This window comes from Pantoea sp. SIMBA_079, assembly GCF_046940275.1.
GTDB lineage: Bacteria > Pseudomonadota > Gammaproteobacteria > Enterobacterales > Enterobacteriaceae > Pantoea > Pantoea borealis.
The window spans coordinates 26,154-44,213 of the sequence record NZ_JAWRYR010000010.1 but is presented as its reverse complement, the minus strand read 5'-3'; the positions used below and the strand labels follow the sequence as shown (position 1 = coordinate 44,213).

The following is an 18,060-nucleotide window of genomic DNA, read 5'->3' as shown; positions in this document are numbered from 1 at the left end:
GCCAAAAAACGCGCGACAGGGTAGCACACAAGGGCGGAGGGTCAGAACAGCGAGCGCACGCTCTGCATAGTGCTGAGATTATGATTAAAGCATTTATCGTAGTATTGCTGAATTTCCGCCATACGCAGCCGGTTACGATGGATGCGTCGCAGCGTCAGCAAGCCGTTTACCACCGCTGAAACCAGCAGTATCAGCATCAGCACAACGCTGCCAATGTAGCGCCACTGCGCCATTGCATCGGGTTCGTTATGCAGCATGATATGGCGCGTCCCGTTCGCATCCGTACTCATGCTGGTGATAATACCGCTGGCGCTGAACGGGGTATGCAGCAGCATGCCCGCGATACGCTGCAGCTCGCGCCACTGCGAAGGCGCGTCAAGATCAAACAGGGAAACGGCAGGCTGCGGCTGCGTCACCAGCTGACGTCCTTCATCGCTGATAATGAGAAAACCGCCCGGCGGCGGACTGTTAAGCGTTTCCGCAGCACGACGGGTCTCACGGGAAAAGAAGGTCGAGGTCGCGGTATTCACCAGATTTTCCAGCGCTTCGGCACTGACAGGCCTTAACAGCACATTCATGCCGCTGAGTTTGCCGGTATCTGCACGATGGATCAGCGAATCCCAGTCTTTGGCATTGCCCAGATTCACCAGGGCATTTTTCAGCCGGACACAATCCTGCTGCTGACTGCAGAGATCCTGTGTCCTGAGCACCAGCTCTGAAAAATCATCCAGCAGAATCATGCCTGACTTCTGAATCGCGGAGGCGAGCTGCGGATTAAGCTTGGGATCGGTGCTGGTTTCCGGATGCAGCTGGCGCAGGGTGGTATCCAGCAGCGCGGCGGCCTTATCGATAATGTCAGACTGCGGCTGCGGCAGCGGAGCGGCTTTGTTCCAGTAGATAGCCGAGCAGTCAAAAGGCATGTAAGTGTAGGTGCGATTACTTTGGTAATTGCCTGGCACAGAGCACATACCGGTCCCCGTTACCCTGAGTACATCGCCGACGTGCAGCGGCAGGGCAGAGAGCTTATCCACGCTGTCGACCTGAATACTTTCCGTACCTTTGACCCACGCCAGACTCAGCTTGAGCGGCATACTGAGCGGGATCCATGTCAGCAGCATCGCCAGCACCAGCAGTGAACCGCAGGTCAGTACCAGATTCTTGCGCCACCGTTGTACCGGAAAATTTCTGACCTCATCCTGCAGCGACAAAAAATGCCCCTGACGCACGACCTGGCGGTTCAGATAGATATCCACTTCGGTGATCTGTCCAAGATCGTGGGTAATGTAGGGCTGCCAGTGCGGCGGATAAATGAGATCGATAATACCCAGCGAAATATTGCTCTGCTCCTGGTTCGATTCACCAAACAGGCCCCAGCGTTTCGGCGCGCCGCGCAGACAGTGAATATCGCGCAGGCCTTTCTCTCCGGGAAAACGACAGAGAAACCAGAGGCTGACGGCGATCATCACGCAGCCAGGGGCTACCAGCCAGATCAGGAGATTGCCTGGCAGCACCAGACCGAGAAAAAACAGCAGAAAAGCGCAGCAGATAACCACGGCTTCACGCGTACCGTCAGGCCGCGAAAGCTGGTACTCCTCATGCGACTCTTTGCGTACCCGCAGTAATTCGACGTTTTCGCTCTCTGCTTTGCGGATAGAGGCGTTGGTACTGGCAGGCTGTATCAGCGGCGGCAGAGCAGGTTGCTCAATGGCGTAATTAACCAGCGAGTGACCATTCAGAGAGATGACCAGCGGCAGCGACTGCGTGCGGATCAGCTCAACGTAGTTTTCGTCTGCAATATACTGTTCCCAGAGCGGCGGCAGATGTACTTCAACTTCATCCAGATAGTAGCGCCATTTATGGGGATCGTCGGTTGAGAGGCCGTAACGGGTAATAGAACGGGTAACAGGATAGACATTGTTGCTTTGTGCCGTCAGCGTTAGCGCTTCCGCCTCCCTGGTAAAGCGCGCACGGGTGCGCGGCGGCTGACGTTTAGCCAGCGCAGCCAGATACTTTTCTACTGCAGTGCGCTCATCATCAGAGAGTTTGCGGCAGGGCGGACTGATAAACGGCAGGGGTCGCGCTAACGGCGGACGATGCCGCATAGCGTACCAGTAAGCGATACCAGCTAATGATGAGCCGACCAGCATCACTGTCAGGATGACAATAAAAGTGCTCATGCTACGCTCATTCCAGCCAACGAAATGCCTTCACGTTAACGTTCTACTCCCGGCGAAAATCGTAAGATGTGTCAATTCTGGCGAGCAGATGAGGTTCTGACAAGAAGAAACACAGATAAAATAATGCGCTAAATCATCGGATTATAAATTATTAGATTAATCCCTGATAGGATGGTAACCAGGCAATACTCAATTAAATATCGGCATTTTCTGAATTTGGATCCAAAGCGTTGACTTACGCTTAAAACAGGCAGGCAGAGAACACGCCGTACTTCGGGCTGCGCAATCCGGCGGCGGCTTAGCCTACGTTGCCTGTCGCACATTTGCGCGGCCTTCGGTATGCTGGCGTTATCGCATTTCACAAGGTTGTGCAACGTCTGAGGCTGATATGACCACTCCATTGAAAAAACCTGACATCCTCAAGGTAGAAGCGGTGGCGCGCTCCCGCCTGTTTACCATTGAAGCCGTCGATCTCGCTTTCAGCAATGGTGCACGCCGTGTTTATGAGCGCATGAAACCTTCTGAACGCGAAGCGGTAATGATTGTGCCGATTCTCGGCGACGACGTGATTCTGATTCAGGAGTATGGGGTAGGGCTGGAAAGCTATGAGCTTGGTTTCCCTAAGGGACTGATCGATCCGGGCGAAAGCGCCTTTGAGGCGGCTGACCGCGAACTGAAAGAAGAGGTCGGCTACGGAGCGACCCGCCTTGAAGCGCTGGGCAAGCTCACGATGGCACCCTCTTACTTCTCCAGTAAAATGAATATCGTTGTGGCAGAAGGACTCTATGAAGAGAAACTGGAAGGTGATGAGCCTGAGCCACTGGTGGTACGGCGCTGGCCGCTGAAGAACCTGCTGGCGCTGCTGGAAGAACCTGATTTCAGCGAGGCGCGTAATGTCAGTGCGCTGTTTCTGGTGCGCGAATGGCTGGTAAAACAGGGCCGGCTTGATTACTGAATAAAGAAAGGCGCCCGCAGGCGCCTTATTATCAGAACAGTTCGTGGCTTTCGCCATTGTCCATAATGGTCGTGCCGACGTCGTGCACCGTATACTCCGTGGGCTGTGTACCGTTGATGAAATATTCCTGACGCGTATTGCCACCGCCGTTAGCCAGTTTACCGGTTGCACGGTCGATGGTAACGGTCACCACGCCATCCGGCGGCGTCAGCGGCTGCACCGGGACGCCCTCCAGCGCAGATTTCATGTAGTCATCCCACGCCGGCTGCGCGCTCTTGGCGCCGCCTTCATAACCGGAAATCTGATCCGGAATTGCCCCCGACACGGTTGAACGTCCCAGCGCGCGTGAATCATCAAAGCCGATCCAGACCGACGTCACCACACCCGGACCATAGCCGGAGAACCAGGCATCTTTAGAGCTGTTGGTCGTACCGGTTTTTCCGCCAATGTCATTCCGCTTCAGATCGCGTCCGGCACGCCAGCCTGTACCCATCCAGCCGGGCTCGCCAAAAATATTGGAGTTAAGCGCGCTTTTGATCAGGAACGAGAGCGGCGTATTAATCACATGCGGTGCATACTGCTGATCGCCTGCTGGCTGCGACTGTGCCGGAACCTGCTCCAGCGCCGGCTTTGGCACCGACTGGTTCTGCGACTCATCAGAGGTGGCAACGTTCTCCACGCTCTCTTCATTCAGCGCGACTGACTTCCTGGTATCGCCGTAAATCACCGGCAGATTACACTGCGGACAGGCGATTTTAGGCCGGGTTTCAAAAATTACGCCGCCCTGCTCATCCTCAATGCGGGTGATGAAATAGGGGTCAACCAGAAAACCGCCGTTTGCCATGACCGCATAGCCACGCGCCACCTGCAGCGGTGTAAATGAAGCGGCACCCAGCGCCAGCGATTCGGTATGAACAATATTCTGCGCCGGGAAGCCAAAGCGCTGCAGATATTCTGCAGCATAATCGACACCCATGGCGCGCATGGCGCGTACCATCACCACGTTTTTAGATTCTCCCAGCCCCTGACGCAAACGGATAGGGCCGGCATAGGTTGGCGGCGAGTTTTTAGGCCGCCAGTCAGCGCCGGCACCGGCATCCCAGCGGGAGATCGGAACATCATTGAGGATCGAAGCCAGCGTCAGGCCACGATCCATCGCGGCGGTATAGAGAAACGGCTTGATGTTTGATCCCACCTGACGCAGCGCCTGGGTAGCACGGTTAAACATGCTCTGATTAAAATCGAATCCGCCCACCAGCGCACGCACCGCGCCATCTTCCGGATTCAGTGATACCAGCGCAGAGTTCACCAGCGGAACCTGACCCAGCCACCACTCATCGCCCACTTTACGCACCCAGATCTGCTGACCGGCCTGCAGCACCTGCGTAATGGTGCGCGGTGTCGGTCCCTGCAGCGTGTCTGATTTATAAGGCCGAGCCCAGCGCACGCCGGAGAGCTTCAGCGCGACCGTGCTGCCATCTTTCAGTAAGGCCGTGGCCTCCTGAGCACTGGCACTGGTCACCACTGCCGCATTCAGCGGTCCGTAGGCAGGCAGCGTTTTCAGCGTTTTCAGAATACGGGCCTGATCCCAGCTTGTCTCACCGACTTTCCATAACACGGTGGTCGGGCCGCGGTAGCCATGGCGCATATCATAAGCCATGACATTGTTACGTACCGCCTGCTGCGCCGCTTCCTGCAGGCGACGGGTTACGGTGGTATATACCTTGTAGCCGTCGTCATAGGCGCGGTCGCCGTAACGTTTCACCATCTCCTGACGCACCATTTCACTGAGATAAGGGGCAGAAAAAGCGATCTCAGGACCGTGATAGCTGGCGGTCAGCGGCGTATTACGGGCCTCTTCATACTGCTGCTGTGTGATGTCATTTTGATCCAGCATGCGCGCCAGTACTACATTACGGCGCGCCAGCGCCCGGCTGTGCGAATAGAGCGGGTTAAAGGTTGAGGGCGCTTTTGGCAGACCCGCGATCATCGCCATTTCACTTAGCGACAGCTGATCGACCGTTTTACCAAAATAGACCTGAGCCGCCGCGCCAACGCCATAAGCGCGATAGCCGAGGTAGATTTTATTAAGGTAGAGCTCAAGGATCTCATCTTTGCTCAGCAGCTGTTCAATGCGGATCGCCAGGAACGCTTCTTTGATTTTACGCATCAGCGTACGTTCAGGGCTCAGAAAGAAGTTACGCGCCAGCTGCTGAGTAATCGTACTGGCTCCCTGCGAGGCATGGCCTGACATCAGTGCGATGCTGGCAGCACGAAAAATCCCCACCGGATCGACGCCGTGATGCTCATAAAAGCGGCTATCTTCGGTAGCGATAAATGCTTTGATCAGTTCTGGCGGCATCTGCTTCAGCGTCAGCGGTACGCGGCGTTTCTCACCATACTGGGCGATCAGCTCGCCCTCGGCGCTGTAAACCTGCATCGGCGTCTGCAGACGCACATCTTTCAATGTGTTCACATCGGGCAGCTGCGGCTCTATGTATTTGTACAAGCCATAAACCGTACCGGCTCCCAGCAAAATGCAACACACTGCAAGAATCAATAAATACTTTACGAACTTCACCTGAGAATTCCCATCTGTTGGCGTTTGGGCAGTTTATAAACAATCGCGCGGTAGTATAAAGGCAAGCCTGACGCTTTGATATACCCGTCATTTGTCTGTCATTCAGCATAGCCGGGTTTAGCGTTGACCTTTGATAATAAGGAGATTGCGCATATGGCTTTTCAGCGCTGGCAAATTGGACTGGATATTCAGAACAGGCACCTGTGTGCGCTGGGTATTGAACGCCGTCGTCATGGCTGGCAGCTGCGACACTGGTGGCAGCAAGTGCTGCCGCACGATACGTTACGCAACGGTGTGTTGCAAAGCTCGCCGCTGTTACAGGAGATGTTAGCGGCGTGGCGGCGGCAGCTACCGGCGCAGTTTTCACTGCGCATTGGCCTGCCGCCACAACTGGTGCTGCAGCGGACATTGCCGCTGCCTGGCACCACGCTGCGTGAACCCGCTTTAAATCGTTATGTCACTGCCGCCGCCCGCAATCTCTTCCCGATGGAAACCGCGCTGCTGGCGTTTGACTACCAGTGTGACGCTGCTGCAAACACGCTGCAGGTGACGGCTGCCCGGCGGGACGTGATGGCCCAGTGGCTTCAGCCGCTGCAGCAGGCCGGTCTTGAGCCTGACATCTTTGAACTGAGCACGCAGGCTTTGATGCAGGTCGCACAACAGCTGCCGCTTGCCCTGCATACGCTGCTGATCCACACGACAGGCGATCACGCCTTCTGGGCGTTTAACGACGGCGCGCTGCGCTGCGGGGCCGTTGCAGGGACGCTCAATGCAGACATCATTGCGCAGCTGTTTCCGCAGGTGTCCGATCAGCTTTGTACCTCTACGTCAGCCCCGACCGCGCGGCAGGCAAAGCTGTGCCTGCCGCTGTCACTATTACGTTATCAGCAGCCGCCACTGCCCGCACAACAGGGAGATTTTACCCTGGCGTTGGGGCTGGCACTGCGTCCCGGAGACAGCGCATGCTAAGCGTTAATCTGCTGCCGTGGCGCGAACGGCTGTGGCAGAAACGCTGCCGGCAGACGCAATATCTGCTGGTTACCGCGTTAACGCTGCCGCTGCTCACTGCCCTGATCCTGGGAGGGTATAACAGACAACAGCTTTTTCAGGCAGAAAGCGCGACAGAGCAGGCCCGGCAGCAGCTGCTTACGCTGCAGCACCTGCGCACGCAGCAGCAATCACTGCTGCAGGCGCGCGACAGGCTGCTGGAGACAGAGCGTCAGCGACAGCAGGTAATGCGGCAATATCAGCACTGGCAACATTTCTGGCAGCAGCTGCCGGCGCTACTGCCGGAGGCATTATGGCTGGAGCGTATTGAGCGTCAGCAGCTGCTGCTGCGGGTAGAAGGGTGGAGTGACAGCGTGGCGGCGGTGAGTGAGCTGCGCCACCGGTTGCTGGCGCAGCCGCTGTTTGCGGCCGTCAGACAGAGGGCAATAGTCCGGCAGTCAGAGGGCAGATACCGGTTTACGCTGCAGGCACGACTGCGGGAGCAGCCCGATGAATGAGCTGATGTGGCGCTATGTGCTGTGGCCTTTTGCCTGGCGTGCCGGTTGCAGCGTGCTGGTTGTCGCAACAATGCTGCTGCTGCTCTGGCTGCTGCAGCTGCGTCCTCAACACCAGGCGCTGGCACAGCAGCGGACAGCGCTGGCAGAGCTTACCGTGCAGCAGCGTCAGCTGCAGCAGGCGTTACATCCGTCAATAGACAGCCTTGCAACAGAGATCGCTAAGCTGCAGGCGCGGCAGCGCGAGAGCGCGACAACGTCATCGCTGGAGCAACTGGTGAACACGCGTGGCGCGCAGCTGCAAAACTGGCAGCCGCAGGCTCAGCCATCAGAACTGGTATTGCAGTTAGCCTGGCGTGAATTTATGCCGCTGTTTGGTGAGCTGGCCGGAACCGCGCAGCCGATACCGCAGCGTTTCTCACTGCGGTCCGGACCGCGTTTGCTGACGGCAGAGCTGTGGCTGGAGCCATCTGATGCGGAGTAGCGCACTGCTGTGTCTGTTGCTCTGGCATGGCGCCGCAGCGGCACGCGATCCTTTTATGCCTCTGATTACCCGCGCCTGCGAACCTGCCGCGGCAGCGCCGCAGAACTGGCGTCTGCAGGGCGTAGCAGGTCGTGCACCTCACTTCGTCGCCTGGGTGATATCTCCCGAGGGGAAAAGCTATCGGCTGGTGCCATTCTCCCCTTTTCCGGTTTATCCCTGGCAGGTCGCGGAGATAACCGCGCGTACGCTGACGTTAACTGCACCGCGCCGCTGTGTGCAGCAACAGATAGTCTGGGCAATTAAAGGAGGCTTTTATGAAACGGATCGGGATGCTGCTGGGGCTTATGTTAAGCGCCCCGCTGCAGGCGCAGACCAGCACGCTAAGCCTGGTATTTGACGATGCGCCGGTGGAGCGCATTCTGCAGGCGCTGGCGGACTATCAGCAGACTAACCTGCTGATTGCGCCCGGCGTTGAGGGCCGGCTGTCGCTGCGTCTGGAGAAGGTAAGCGCAGAGCATGCCCTGACGCTGATTTCACGTCTGGCGGACCTGGTGCTGGTAGAAGAGGAGGGGGTGCTGCTGGTTTATCCGCAAAGCTGGCAGCAGCGTCAGACGCAGCGGGTCAGGCAGGAACAGGAAGAGAAGCAGGCGCAGCGGCCCCTGGAGCAGCGCACAGTTGCGCTGCATTATGCCAGCGCCAGCGACATTCATCGCAGCCTGCAGGGCGAGCCCTCTCTGATGTCAGCGCGCGGCAGCGTTACGGTGGATAGCCGTACTAACTCACTGCTGCTGCGCGATATGCCGCAGGCCCTGGAAAACACAACGCGCTGGATCAAAGCCCTTGATCGGCCGCTGGAACAGGTGGAGTTGCAGGCACATATCGTTACGCTGAACGAAGAGCATCTGCGCGAACTGGGCGTCAGCTGGCAGCTCTCACCGGCAGATGCGGTGGCGGCGACGCTGCGCAATCCGCAGCTTAGTCTGCCGCTGGCCGTCAGTGCGCCTGCACTGCGCGCCGGAGTGACGCTGGGAAAAATGAGCGGTGAATTGCTCACTCTTGAGCTGAGCGCGCTGGAGCAGGAGAATCAGATCGATATCATCGCCAGTCCGCGGCTTTTTACTGCGCATCAGCAGACCGCGACCATTAAGCAGGGCACCGAAATTCCGTATGAGGTGAAGTCAGGCAACAGCGGCGCGACGGCCATTGAGTTCAAAGAGGCGGTGCTGGGTATGGAGGTCACTCCCTCGGTACTGGGCAACGGCCGCATTCAGCTGCAGCTGCGTCTGAGCCAGAACATGCCTGGCCGCAGCCTGACGCTGGGAGAGAATCAGGTACTCAGCATTGAAAAGCAGGAAATTGAGACACAGGTGACGCTGCGTGATGGCGAAACGCTGGCGCTGGGCGGCATTTTTCAGCAGCAGCGCACGCAGAGTGAAAAACGCGTGCCGTGGCTGGGAGAGATGCCCCTGCTTGGTGCGCTGTTCCGGCAGCAGCTGCAGGAACAGAAAAAGCGTGAGCTGGTTATCTTTATTACCCCCAGACTGGTCAGGGAAGCAGCGCTTTCTGCCGGATAAAGCGGAAAATTCGTTCTGTAGTGCCGTGCGCGTTGACGCCGGAGAGGAATTAGCTTACAAGGTTTAGCGATTTTAAAACGGTGTAGCGGTACGCGGCAGGATAATCTTCCGACGGGCGTCAGTCACAAGCGATACTGGCGTCAAAAAAGAAATATGCCAGCATAAAGCGGGCAGCAGCAAGCAGATAAAGGGCAGGTTTCAGCGCTAATATCAGCCGATGATAAGCACCGACAACCCCCGGCCTGCGCAGCTGTAGCCCATTTCATGAAGGCACGTAAGGAAGAGCGTTACCGTCTCGCGAACCAAAGACCATACCTGTGTGCAGGTTGCCGGAGGCGATTTATTCGGTTGCCAAACGGCCATGAGTGTTGAGATAATTTTCTATCTGACTCTTGCTAATGCTTATGAGGTCTCAGTTCCTGTCCCGCCAGCAACGCGCTGAACGCGGGGTATCATCAACGAATTCTTAGTAATACCGACAAAATGGCAGAGAAACGCAATATCTTTCTGGTTGGGCCGATGGGTGCCGGCAAAAGCACTATTGGTCGTCAGTTAGCTCAGCAACTCAATATGGAATTTTTCGATTCCGATCAGGAAATTGAGCGACGTACCGGAGCGGATGTAGGCTGGGTATTTGATGTGGAAGGCGAAGCTGGTTTCCGCGATCGCGAAGAAAAAATCATTAACGAGCTGACCGAGAAACAAGGCATCGTACTGGCGACCGGCGGCGGTTCCGTCAAATCCCGTGAAACGCGCAATCGTCTCTCCGCCCGCGGCGTGGTTGTCTATCTGGAAACCACCATCGAAAAGCAGCTTGCCCGCACGCAGCGCGATAAAAAGCGCCCGCTGCTGCAGGTTGATGAACCGCCTCGTGAAGTGCTTGAAGCACTGGCAGATGAACGTAATCCGCTTTATGAAGAGATCGCTGACGTCACTATTCGCACTGATGATCAAAGTGCCAAAGTGGTCGCCAATCAGATCATCAACATGCTGGAAAAAAATTAATCCAGCATCCTGAGGGCTCAGCAACAGGTATCGGTCATCATGGAGAAGATCACTGTCTCACTGGGGGATCGTAGTTACCCCATTACCATTGCTGCCGGATTGTTTAATGATCCGGCTTCTTTTTGGCCGCTGAAGGCAGGCGATCGCGCCATGCTGGTAACCAACCAGACGCTGGCCCCGCTCTATCTCGGGAAAGTAGCAACGCTGCTGACTCAGGCGGGTATCCATGTTGATCAGGTGATTTTGCCTGATGGTGAGCAGTATAAAACGCTGACCGTCATGGATGAGGTCTTTACCGCGCTGCTGCAGAAGCCGCACGGCCGTGACACCACGCTGATTGCGCTGGGTGGCGGCGTGATAGGCGATCTCACCGGATTTGCCGCTGCAAGCTATCAGCGCGGCGTCCGATTTATTCAGGTGCCCACCACACTGCTGGCGCAGGTTGACTCGTCAGTAGGCGGAAAAACCGCCGTCAATCATCCACTGGGTAAAAATATGATTGGCGCGTTTTATCAGCCCGCCTCGGTGGTCATTGACACCGATTGCCTCTCCACGCTACCGCCGCGCGAGCTGGCGTCTGGCCTGGCAGAAGTGATCAAATATGGCATCATTCTGGACGGTGAATTCTTCCACTGGCTGGAACAAAATCTTGATGCGCTGCTGGCGCTGGATGCGCGCGCAATCGCCTGGTGTATTCGCCGCTGCTGCGAGCTGAAAGCAGAAGTGGTTGCTGCCGATGAGCGTGAAAACGGCCAGCGTGCGCTGCTCAACCTGGGCCATACGTTTGGTCATGCGATTGAAGCGCATATGGGCTATGGCAACTGGCTGCATGGCGAAGCCGTGGCCGCCGGTATGGTGATGGCCGCGCGAACGGCGCAACGGCTGGGGCAATTTACCGCCGCAGAGAGCGAACGCGTGATTGCGCTGCTGCAGCGCGCGGGCTTGCCGGTAACCGGTCCCGCTGAGATGACAGCGGAAGCGTATCTGCCGCATATGATGCGCGACAAAAAAGTAGTAGGGGGCGAACTGCGTCTGGTGCTGCCTCTCGCTATTGGTCGCTCTGAAGTGCGTGCCGGTGTTGCTCATGATATGGTGCTGGCTGCAATTAACGATTGTCGCAGTAACTGAGCGCGAAGGTAGCGTTCTGACAGCAGACCGTCATAGACCGCTGCGGCAGGCAAGTTCAGGCTGAAGAAGAACGTTGTGATACGGTGCGTCGGACGCGTGCCGTTTTACGGAGGAGGCGAGATGGATGAGTTCAAACCGGAAGATGAGTTAAAACCTGATGCCAGCGATCGCCGTCCCGCGCGATCCCGTAAAGCGTCTTCTGCGCCAAAAGCCAAAGCGCCGGTCTCCCGTCAGCATATGATGATGGGAATTGGCATTCTGGTGTTGCTGGTTCTGGTGCTGGGCATTGGTTCAGCGCTGACCGGGCCGGATGATAAACCGGCGGCTAACCGTAACAGCGGCAGTGCGGCGACATCTGGCGGCAGTGAAAAACATATCGATCTCTCTGACTCCACCTCCATGAGCGGCCAGCAGACAGCGGCACCAACGGCTGAAGGCAGCGCGCCGCAGGATACCACCCAGCCAGCAGCAGGCGGTGAGGGACAGGCGATCTCAATGCCTTCCGTTTCATCTACGCCAACGCAGGCGCAGGTAACAGAGGCGCCTGCGAATCAGCAGCGCGTCACGTTGCCGGGCGATCTCAATAGCGCGCTGAGTAATCAGCAGGGCCCGGTAGACGCTGCGGCGCAGGGTGCACAGGGCGGCTCATCTCTGCCCACCGCGCCGGCTACCGTAAGCGGTAATGCTGGCAGCACAGCAGCAAAAGCGGTTACGCCGCCAGCTGTGCGGGCGGATAACGCGCCGCGTGCCAGCAGCAATACTTCACGCTCAACCGCATCCGGGAGCAGTCATAAATCTGCGGCTGCGGCAAAACCGTCTGCGACCCGAGAGAGCCAGACCCACACCACGGCAGCGCACAACCCGCCTGCCAGCAGCGCCAGTAAGTCTTTGCCTTCAGGTGGCAACTATACGCTGCAGCTGAGCGGGTCATCGAAGCAGGAAAGCCTGACGGCGTGGGCAAAAAAACAGAATCTGAGCGGTTATCACGTGTATAAAACCACACGTAATGGTCAGCCCTGGTACGTGCTGGTCAGCGGTGCTTACGCGACGCCTGCCGAAGCAAAAAGGGCTGTAGCTGCACTGCCTGCTGAAGTACGTGCGGTCAATCCGTGGGTAAAACCGCTGAGCCAGGTTAAAAAAGAGAGTCAGTAAATTGATGTGGGGCCTGCTACTGCGGCCCCGTTTAAGCGCAGATCTGCTGTCGGTTTCACCACAGCTACAATGAAGATGTAATAACCACGACAGCATGAAAAAAAATCGCGCTTTCCTGAAATGGGCCGGTGGGAAATACCCACTGCTTGACGATATTCGTCGTCACCTGCCACAAGGCGACTGTTTAGTTGAACCCTTTGTGGGCGCCGGTTCCGTATTTCTCAATACCGATTATGACCGCTATCATCTGGCGGACATCAACGGCGATCTCATCAATCTTTACAACATCGTCAAAACGCGTACGCAGACCTTTATTGCGGATGCGCGTCAGCTTTTTACGCCAGAAGGAAACAGCGCAGAGCATTACTATGCGCAGCGGCTGGCATTTAACGCCAGCCGCGATCCCTACCAGCGCGCCGTGCTGTTCCTCTATCTGAATCGTCACGGTTATAACGGCCTGTGTCGCTATAATCTGCGCGGTGAATTTAACGTGCCTTTTGGCCGCTATCGCAAACCCTATTTTCCGGAAGCTGAACTACTCTGGTTTGCAGAGCGCGCGCAGAAAGCGACCTTTGTCTGTGAATCGTACGATGTTACCCTGAACAGGGCTGCTGCAGGTTCAGTGGTCTATTGCGATCCGCCCTATGCACCGCTGTCGGCAACGGCCAACTTCACGGCCTATCACACCAACAGTTTCAGCCTGCGCGAGCAGCAGCATCTTGCTGAGCTGGCCGGGAAGCTGGCACAGAGCCAGATACCGGTCCTGATTTCCAATCACGATACGCTGCTGACCCGGGAGTGGTATCAGAACGCGGATTTACATGTAGTAAAAGCCCGGCGTTCTATCAGCCGAAGCATAAGTGGTCGTACGCAGGTGGACGAACTGCTGGCGCTTTTCCGCTAGCCTGTTTCGTCCGCGACCAACGCATTACGTCAGTTGAGGCTGGCGCACAACATTGGGAGAATCGGATGAAACAATTTTTACTGGCCCCTTCAATTCTTGCCGCTGACTTTGCCCGTCTGGGTGAAGATACCGCCAAAGCACTGGCGGCAGGCGGCGATGTCGTGCATTTCGATGTGATGGATAATCACTACGTGCCCAATCTGACAATGGGACCCATGGTGCTGAAAGCGCTGCGTGACTACGGCATCACGGCACCGATTGATGTGCACCTGATGGTAAAGCCAGTGGACGCACTTATCCCGGAGTTTGCTAAAGCGGGTGCCAGCTACATCACTTTCCACCCGGAAGCCAGTGACCACGTGGATCGCACCCTGCAGCTTATTAAAGAGCATGGCTGTAAGGCGGGCCTGGTATTTAATCCGGCAACGCCGCTGAGCTACCTTGACTATGTGATGGATAAGCTGGATATCATCCTGCTGATGTCAGTTAATCCTGGCTTCGGCGGCCAGTCATTTATACCGGGCACGCTGGATAAACTGCGTGAGGCGCGCCGGCTGATCGATCAGAGCGGCTATAACATCCGGCTTGAAGTGGATGGCGGCGTGAAGATTGACAATATCGGACAGATTGCCGCCGCCGGTGCGGATATGTTTGTTGCCGGTTCAGCCATCTTCGGTCATCCCGATTATAAAAAAGTCATTGATGAAATGCGCACTGAACTGGAGAAAGTCAATGGCTCATTTCACTGATATCCGCGCGCTGGCGTTCGACCTCGACGGCACGCTGGTGCATAGCGCACCCGGTCTGTCACAGGCGATCGACCGGGCGCTGGGCGATCTGCAGCTGCCGGCACCGGGTATTGAACGCGCGTCCACCTGGATTGGTAACGGCGCCGATATCATGATGGCGCGCGCCCTGACCTGGGCGCTGGGCCGTGAGCCGCATGCGGAAGAGCAGCGTGATGCACGCGCCTGTTTTGATCGCCACTATGCTGACACGGTTGAGTCTGGCAGCACGCTATTTCCGCAGGTAAAAGAGACGCTGCTTGCACTGCGCGGGCAGGGGTTGCCCCTCGCTATCGTCACCAATAAACCGACGCCGTTTGTTGCTCCGCTGCTGGCATCGCTCGGCATCAGCGACTGTTTTTCACTGATCATCGGCGGTGATGATGTTGCGGTGAAAAAGCCGCACCCGGCCGGCATCTTCCTCGTGCTGGGGCATTTTGGCGTACTGCCGGGAGAGTTGTTGTTTGTCGGGGATTCGCGCAATGATATCCTCGCGGCACAGGCTGCCGGTGTACCGAATGTCGGTATGACATTTGGCTACAACTACGGTGAGTCCATTACCACCAGCCAGCCCGATTTAACTCTCGACACTTTTAGCGAACTTCTGCCCGCACTCGGGCTGTGATTATCAGGATATAACATGAGCAAACCCATCGTTTTCAGCGGCGCCCAGCCTTCAGGTGAACTGACCATTGGCAACTACATGGGTGCGCTGCGTCAGTGGGTGCAGATGCAGGATGACTATCACTGCATTTACTGCATCGTCGATCTGCACGCGATCACCGTGCGTCAGGACCCGGCCACGCTGCGTAAAGCGACGCTGGATACGCTGGCGCTCTATCTGGCCTGCGGCATTGATCCGGAAAAAAGCACTATTTTTGTTCAGTCGCACGTGCCGGAGCATACGCAGCTGAGCTGGATCCTGAACTGCTACGCCTATTTTGGCGAGCTGAGCCGTATGACACAGTTCAAGGATAAATCTGCCCGTTATGAAGAGAACATCAACGCCGGTCTGTTTGATTACCCGGTACTGATGGCCGCCGATATTCTGCTGTATCAGACCAATCAGGTGCCGGTAGGCGAGGATCAGAAGCAGCATCTGGAGCTGAGCCGCGATATTGCTGCCCGCTTCAACGCGCTCTATGGTGACGTGTTTAAGGTTCCGGAGCCGTTTATCCCGAAATCGGGCGCACGTGTGATGTCGCTGCTGGAGCCGACGAAAAAGATGTCGAAGTCGGATGACAACCGCAACAACGTTATCGGCCTGCTGGAAGATACCAAATCGGTTGTGAAAAAGATCAAGCGGGCGGTCACTGACTCCGAAGAGCCACCGGTGGTGCGCTATGATGTGAAGGAGAAAGCGGGCGTCTCTAACCTGCTGGATATTCTCTCGGGCGTTACCGGCAAACCGATTCCGGAACTTGAACAGCATTTTGAAGGCAAAATGTACGGACACCTCAAGGGCGAGGTTGCCGATGCGGTATCCGGCATGCTGACTGAACTGCAGGCGCGCTATCATCACTTCCGCAACGATGAAGCGCTGCTCAATCAGGTGATGCGTGACGGTGCTGCCAAAGCGCGTGCGCATGCGCAGGAGACGCTGAAGAAGGTGTACGACGCAGTCGGTTTCGTCGCACAGCCGTAAACCAGCGCGGATGACATAAAAAAGGCGAGCCAGGAGGCTCGCCTTTTTATTGGGCCGCATCTGCCGCGGGAGACGGCAGTGCCGGAATCATCAGTGGGTCACATGACCGTGCTGACGGTGCTTTGTGACAAAGCCGAGCAGCACACACATGACAAACACCACGGCATAAAGGCCGTTTGCGGTAGAGAGCGCCGCATGCGCGCCACCTTTGGCCACGATCGGGCCGGTAACCACAAAGGTCAGCATGGTGCCGACGGTGCCACAGGTCAGGATAAAGTTAACCAGTTTAGGGGATGCCGCTTTGGTCTGCAGCGATCCCAGCGTAATGATGGTGGTATAAATTGCGCTGGAGAAGAAGCCAAGCGCCATAATGATCCAGTGCAGCATGCCCGCCTCCCGGGAGGAGACAAACCAGTACATGAGGCCGGTAGCCAGCGCAGCCAGCACCATCAGAATGCGCTGCAGGTCAAAGAAGCGCAGCAGGAAGCTAAACGCCCACATACCCACCATGTAAGCGGTCCAGAAGTTACCGACCAGCTGGCCGGCAGAGGCGATATCCATGCCCATCGATTTGGTTGCGTACTCCGGTACCCAGGAGATAAAGCCCAGCTGACCCAGAATATAACAAAGCGCAGCGATGGAGAGGAACAGCACGCCCACGCCCCATTTCTCTTTTTCTCCGCCCTGAACGGCCGCTTCGCTTTTAAGCACCGGAAATTCCACCATCAGCGTCAGCACGAAAATAGCCAGATAGATAACGCCAATGCAGGCATATACCCAGTACCACGGCAGCGCACGCGCCAGCAGGACGCCAGCAATGATCGGGAATATCGTCCCTGCCATGCTGAAAAATGAATCTGTAAACAGTAGGCGTGAACCACGCTGACGGCCATCGTAGATATGGGTGATCAGGAAGGTACCTATCGACATGGTAATGCCGCTGACCACGCCCAGAATAAACATGCAGAGGGAAAAGATCTGCAGATTATGGCTGGTCATCAGGCCCGCAACCGCCAGAATCATCAGCACGAAGCCAAAAATCAGCTGGCGTTTCAGCGGCACAATAACCATCAACCAGGCGTTCAGGAAAACGGCAACCAGAATGCCGGCGTTAAGAAAAGTGAAGGTGTTGCTCATCTCTGAGATGGGCAGCTGGAAATATTGCGCGATATTATCCAGCACCATACCGGTCACAATCACCAGTGCGCCAGTGAGCGCATAAGAGAAAAAGCTGATCCAGGTAAGGCCGATGCGATTACGGTTTGTCATGTTCATAACCTGTGGGGGGACGATGAAGCGAAAGTGTCATGAATTGTAAATGGAACTGTGATCTTAATAAACAAGCAGTGAAATAAGCTACGCAAATTTCATGATATGTGTGATTTCAATCACGCAAATGATTGCGCAGCGGCAAAAGTATGACGTTTGCAACATTCGGGTAAATATAGGTAAAACGCTGGCTCTTGTATTACATGCTCTTTACAATCAATTCTGTTTTTTAAGCCGATCTCCAGGGTAAGGACTCTTCCATGCTTAAACGTACTTTGACAGCGGCGCTCGCCCTGTTAGCACTCTCTTCCGTATCTGCTTCTGCACTGGCTGCAAAAGGGGATACACATGTACTGCTTACCACGTCGGCAGGCAACATTGAACTTGAGCTGGATAACCAGAAAGCGCCGGTTTCAGTAAAAAACTTTGTGGATTACGTTAATAACGGTTTCTACAACAACACCATTTTTCATCGTGTGATCCCGGGCTTTATGATTCAGGGCGGCGGCTTTACCACGGATATGCAGCAGAAGCAGACCACTGCGCCAATCAAAAACGAAGCTGATAACGGGCTGCGTAATCTGCGCGGTACCATCTCTATGGCGCGTACCGCTGAGAAAGACAGCGCAACCAGCCAGTTTTTCCTGAATGTGGCAGACAACGCTTTCCTGGATCACGGACAGCGTGACTTCGGTTATGCGGTATTTGGTAAAGTTGTGAAAGGGATGGATGTCATCGATAAGATTGCCCAGGTCCCGACTAAAGACGTGGGCCCGTATCAGAATGTACCGGCAAAACCGGTTGTTATTACCGCCGCGAAAATCCTGCCTTAATCTGTTTCAGCGTCGCCTTTAGCGTGACGCCGCTGACCGCGCTCCGGCAAAGCCAGAATTTGCTCT

The 18,060-nt window shown here is 56.1% G+C and carries 17 protein-coding genes; 14 read left to right on the top strand and 3 right to left on the bottom strand.

Features of this window, described 5'->3' with window-relative positions; all coding sequences use genetic code 11:
• Nucleotides 1–41: 41 nt before the first annotated feature.
• On the bottom strand, nucleotides 42–2,177 hold the full coding sequence (locus tag SB719_RS13740; protein WP_313066961.1) for an intracellular growth attenuator family protein: 2,136 nt from the start codon (nucleotides 2,175–2,177) through the stop codon (nucleotides 42–44).
• Nucleotides 2,178–2,565: 388 nt separating this feature from the next.
• On the opposite strand from SB719_RS13740, the gene nudE reads away from it, so the two are divergent.
• A complete protein-coding gene (gene nudE / locus SB719_RS13735) occupies nucleotides 2,566–3,132 on the top strand; it encodes an ADP compounds hydrolase NudE (protein ID WP_065648563.1) in 567 nt (188 codons plus the stop codon).
• Nucleotides 3,133–3,163: 31 nt separating this feature from the next.
• Here nudE and mrcA read toward each other — a convergent pair whose 3' ends face one another.
• Entirely contained in the window at nucleotides 3,164–5,713 is a 2,550-nt protein-coding gene (gene mrcA, locus SB719_RS13730) for a peptidoglycan glycosyltransferase/peptidoglycan DD-transpeptidase MrcA (RefSeq protein WP_293005876.1), read from the bottom strand.
• A gap of 153 nt (nucleotides 5,714–5,866) precedes the next feature.
• Between mrcA and pilM the strand changes: the two genes are divergently transcribed.
• The 12 genes from pilM (at nucleotide 5,867) to trpS (ending at nucleotide 15,892) form a co-directional block, all read left to right on the top strand.
• Nucleotides 5,867–6,682, top strand: coding sequence for a pilus assembly protein PilM (pilM, locus tag SB719_RS13725; RefSeq protein WP_412159304.1), 816 nt, complete (start codon nucleotides 5,867–5,869; stop codon nucleotides 6,680–6,682).
• Nucleotides 6,676–7,218: a PilN domain-containing protein gene (locus SB719_RS13720; RefSeq protein ID WP_304234176.1), complete on the top strand. Its 543-nt coding sequence runs from the start codon at nucleotides 6,676–6,678 to the stop codon at nucleotides 7,216–7,218. The genes pilM and SB719_RS13720 overlap by 7 nt, the downstream gene beginning before the upstream one ends.
• Nucleotides 7,211–7,699, top strand: coding sequence for a hypothetical protein (locus SB719_RS13715; protein ID WP_065648566.1), 489 nt, complete (start codon nucleotides 7,211–7,213; stop codon nucleotides 7,697–7,699). The genes SB719_RS13720 and SB719_RS13715 overlap by 8 nt, the downstream gene beginning before the upstream one ends.
• Nucleotides 7,689–8,096 carry a HofP DNA utilization family protein gene (locus SB719_RS13710; RefSeq protein ID WP_314687591.1) on the top strand — a complete coding sequence of 136 codons (408 nt, stop codon included), beginning with the start codon at nucleotides 7,689–7,691 and terminating at the stop codon, nucleotides 8,094–8,096. The genes SB719_RS13715 and SB719_RS13710 overlap by 11 nt, the downstream gene beginning before the upstream one ends.
• Nucleotides 8,014–9,273 carry a DNA uptake porin HofQ gene (gene hofQ, locus SB719_RS13705; RefSeq protein WP_304234182.1) on the top strand — a complete coding sequence of 420 codons (1,260 nt, stop codon included), beginning with the start codon at nucleotides 8,014–8,016 and terminating at the stop codon, nucleotides 9,271–9,273. The genes SB719_RS13710 and hofQ overlap by 83 nt, the downstream gene beginning before the upstream one ends.
• 483 nt (nucleotides 9,274–9,756) lie before the next feature.
• Complete coding sequence (gene aroK / locus SB719_RS13700) at nucleotides 9,757–10,278, top strand: shikimate kinase AroK (RefSeq protein ID WP_039380929.1); 522 nt, start codon at nucleotides 9,757–9,759, stop codon at nucleotides 10,276–10,278.
• Nucleotides 10,279–10,317: 39 nt separating this feature from the next.
• Complete coding sequence (gene aroB / locus SB719_RS13695; RefSeq protein WP_065648569.1) at nucleotides 10,318–11,406, top strand: 3-dehydroquinate synthase; 1,089 nt, start codon at nucleotides 10,318–10,320, stop codon at nucleotides 11,404–11,406.
• Nucleotides 11,407–11,526: 120 nt separating this feature from the next.
• Nucleotides 11,527–12,558 (top strand): SPOR domain-containing protein, encoded by a 1,032-nt coding sequence (locus SB719_RS13690; protein ID WP_412159303.1) that lies wholly within the window; start codon nucleotides 11,527–11,529, stop codon nucleotides 12,556–12,558.
• A gap of 94 nt (nucleotides 12,559–12,652) precedes the next feature.
• Nucleotides 12,653–13,462: an adenine-specific DNA-methyltransferase gene (gene dam / locus SB719_RS13685; RefSeq protein ID WP_065648571.1), complete on the top strand. Its 810-nt coding sequence runs from the start codon at nucleotides 12,653–12,655 to the stop codon at nucleotides 13,460–13,462.
• Nucleotides 13,463–13,527: 65 nt separating this feature from the next.
• Nucleotides 13,528–14,211 carry a ribulose-phosphate 3-epimerase gene (rpe, locus tag SB719_RS13680; protein WP_065648572.1) on the top strand — a complete coding sequence of 228 codons (684 nt, stop codon included), beginning with the start codon at nucleotides 13,528–13,530 and terminating at the stop codon, nucleotides 14,209–14,211.
• Nucleotides 14,195–14,872 carry a phosphoglycolate phosphatase gene (locus SB719_RS13675; RefSeq protein ID WP_065648573.1) on the top strand — a complete coding sequence of 226 codons (678 nt, stop codon included), beginning with the start codon at nucleotides 14,195–14,197 and terminating at the stop codon, nucleotides 14,870–14,872. Before rpe ends, SB719_RS13675 begins: the two co-directional genes overlap by 17 nt.
• A 15-nt stretch (nucleotides 14,873–14,887) precedes the next feature.
• Nucleotides 14,888–15,892, top strand: coding sequence for a tryptophan--tRNA ligase (gene trpS / locus SB719_RS13670; protein WP_065648574.1), 1,005 nt, complete (start codon nucleotides 14,888–14,890; stop codon nucleotides 15,890–15,892).
• 90 nt (nucleotides 15,893–15,982) lie between these two features.
• Here the strand turns inward: trpS and tsgA are convergent, their stop codons facing one another.
• Nucleotides 15,983–17,161: an MFS transporter TsgA gene (tsgA, locus tag SB719_RS13665; protein ID WP_065648575.1), complete on the bottom strand. Its 1,179-nt coding sequence runs from the start codon at nucleotides 17,159–17,161 to the stop codon at nucleotides 15,983–15,985.
• A 260-nt stretch (nucleotides 17,162–17,421) separates the two neighbouring features.
• On the opposite strand from tsgA, the gene ppiA reads away from it, so the two are divergent.
• On the top strand, nucleotides 17,422–17,994 hold the full coding sequence (gene ppiA, locus SB719_RS13660) for a peptidylprolyl isomerase A (protein ID WP_065648576.1): 573 nt from the start codon (nucleotides 17,422–17,424) through the stop codon (nucleotides 17,992–17,994).
• The last annotated feature ends 66 nt before the right edge of the window (nucleotides 17,995–18,060 follow it).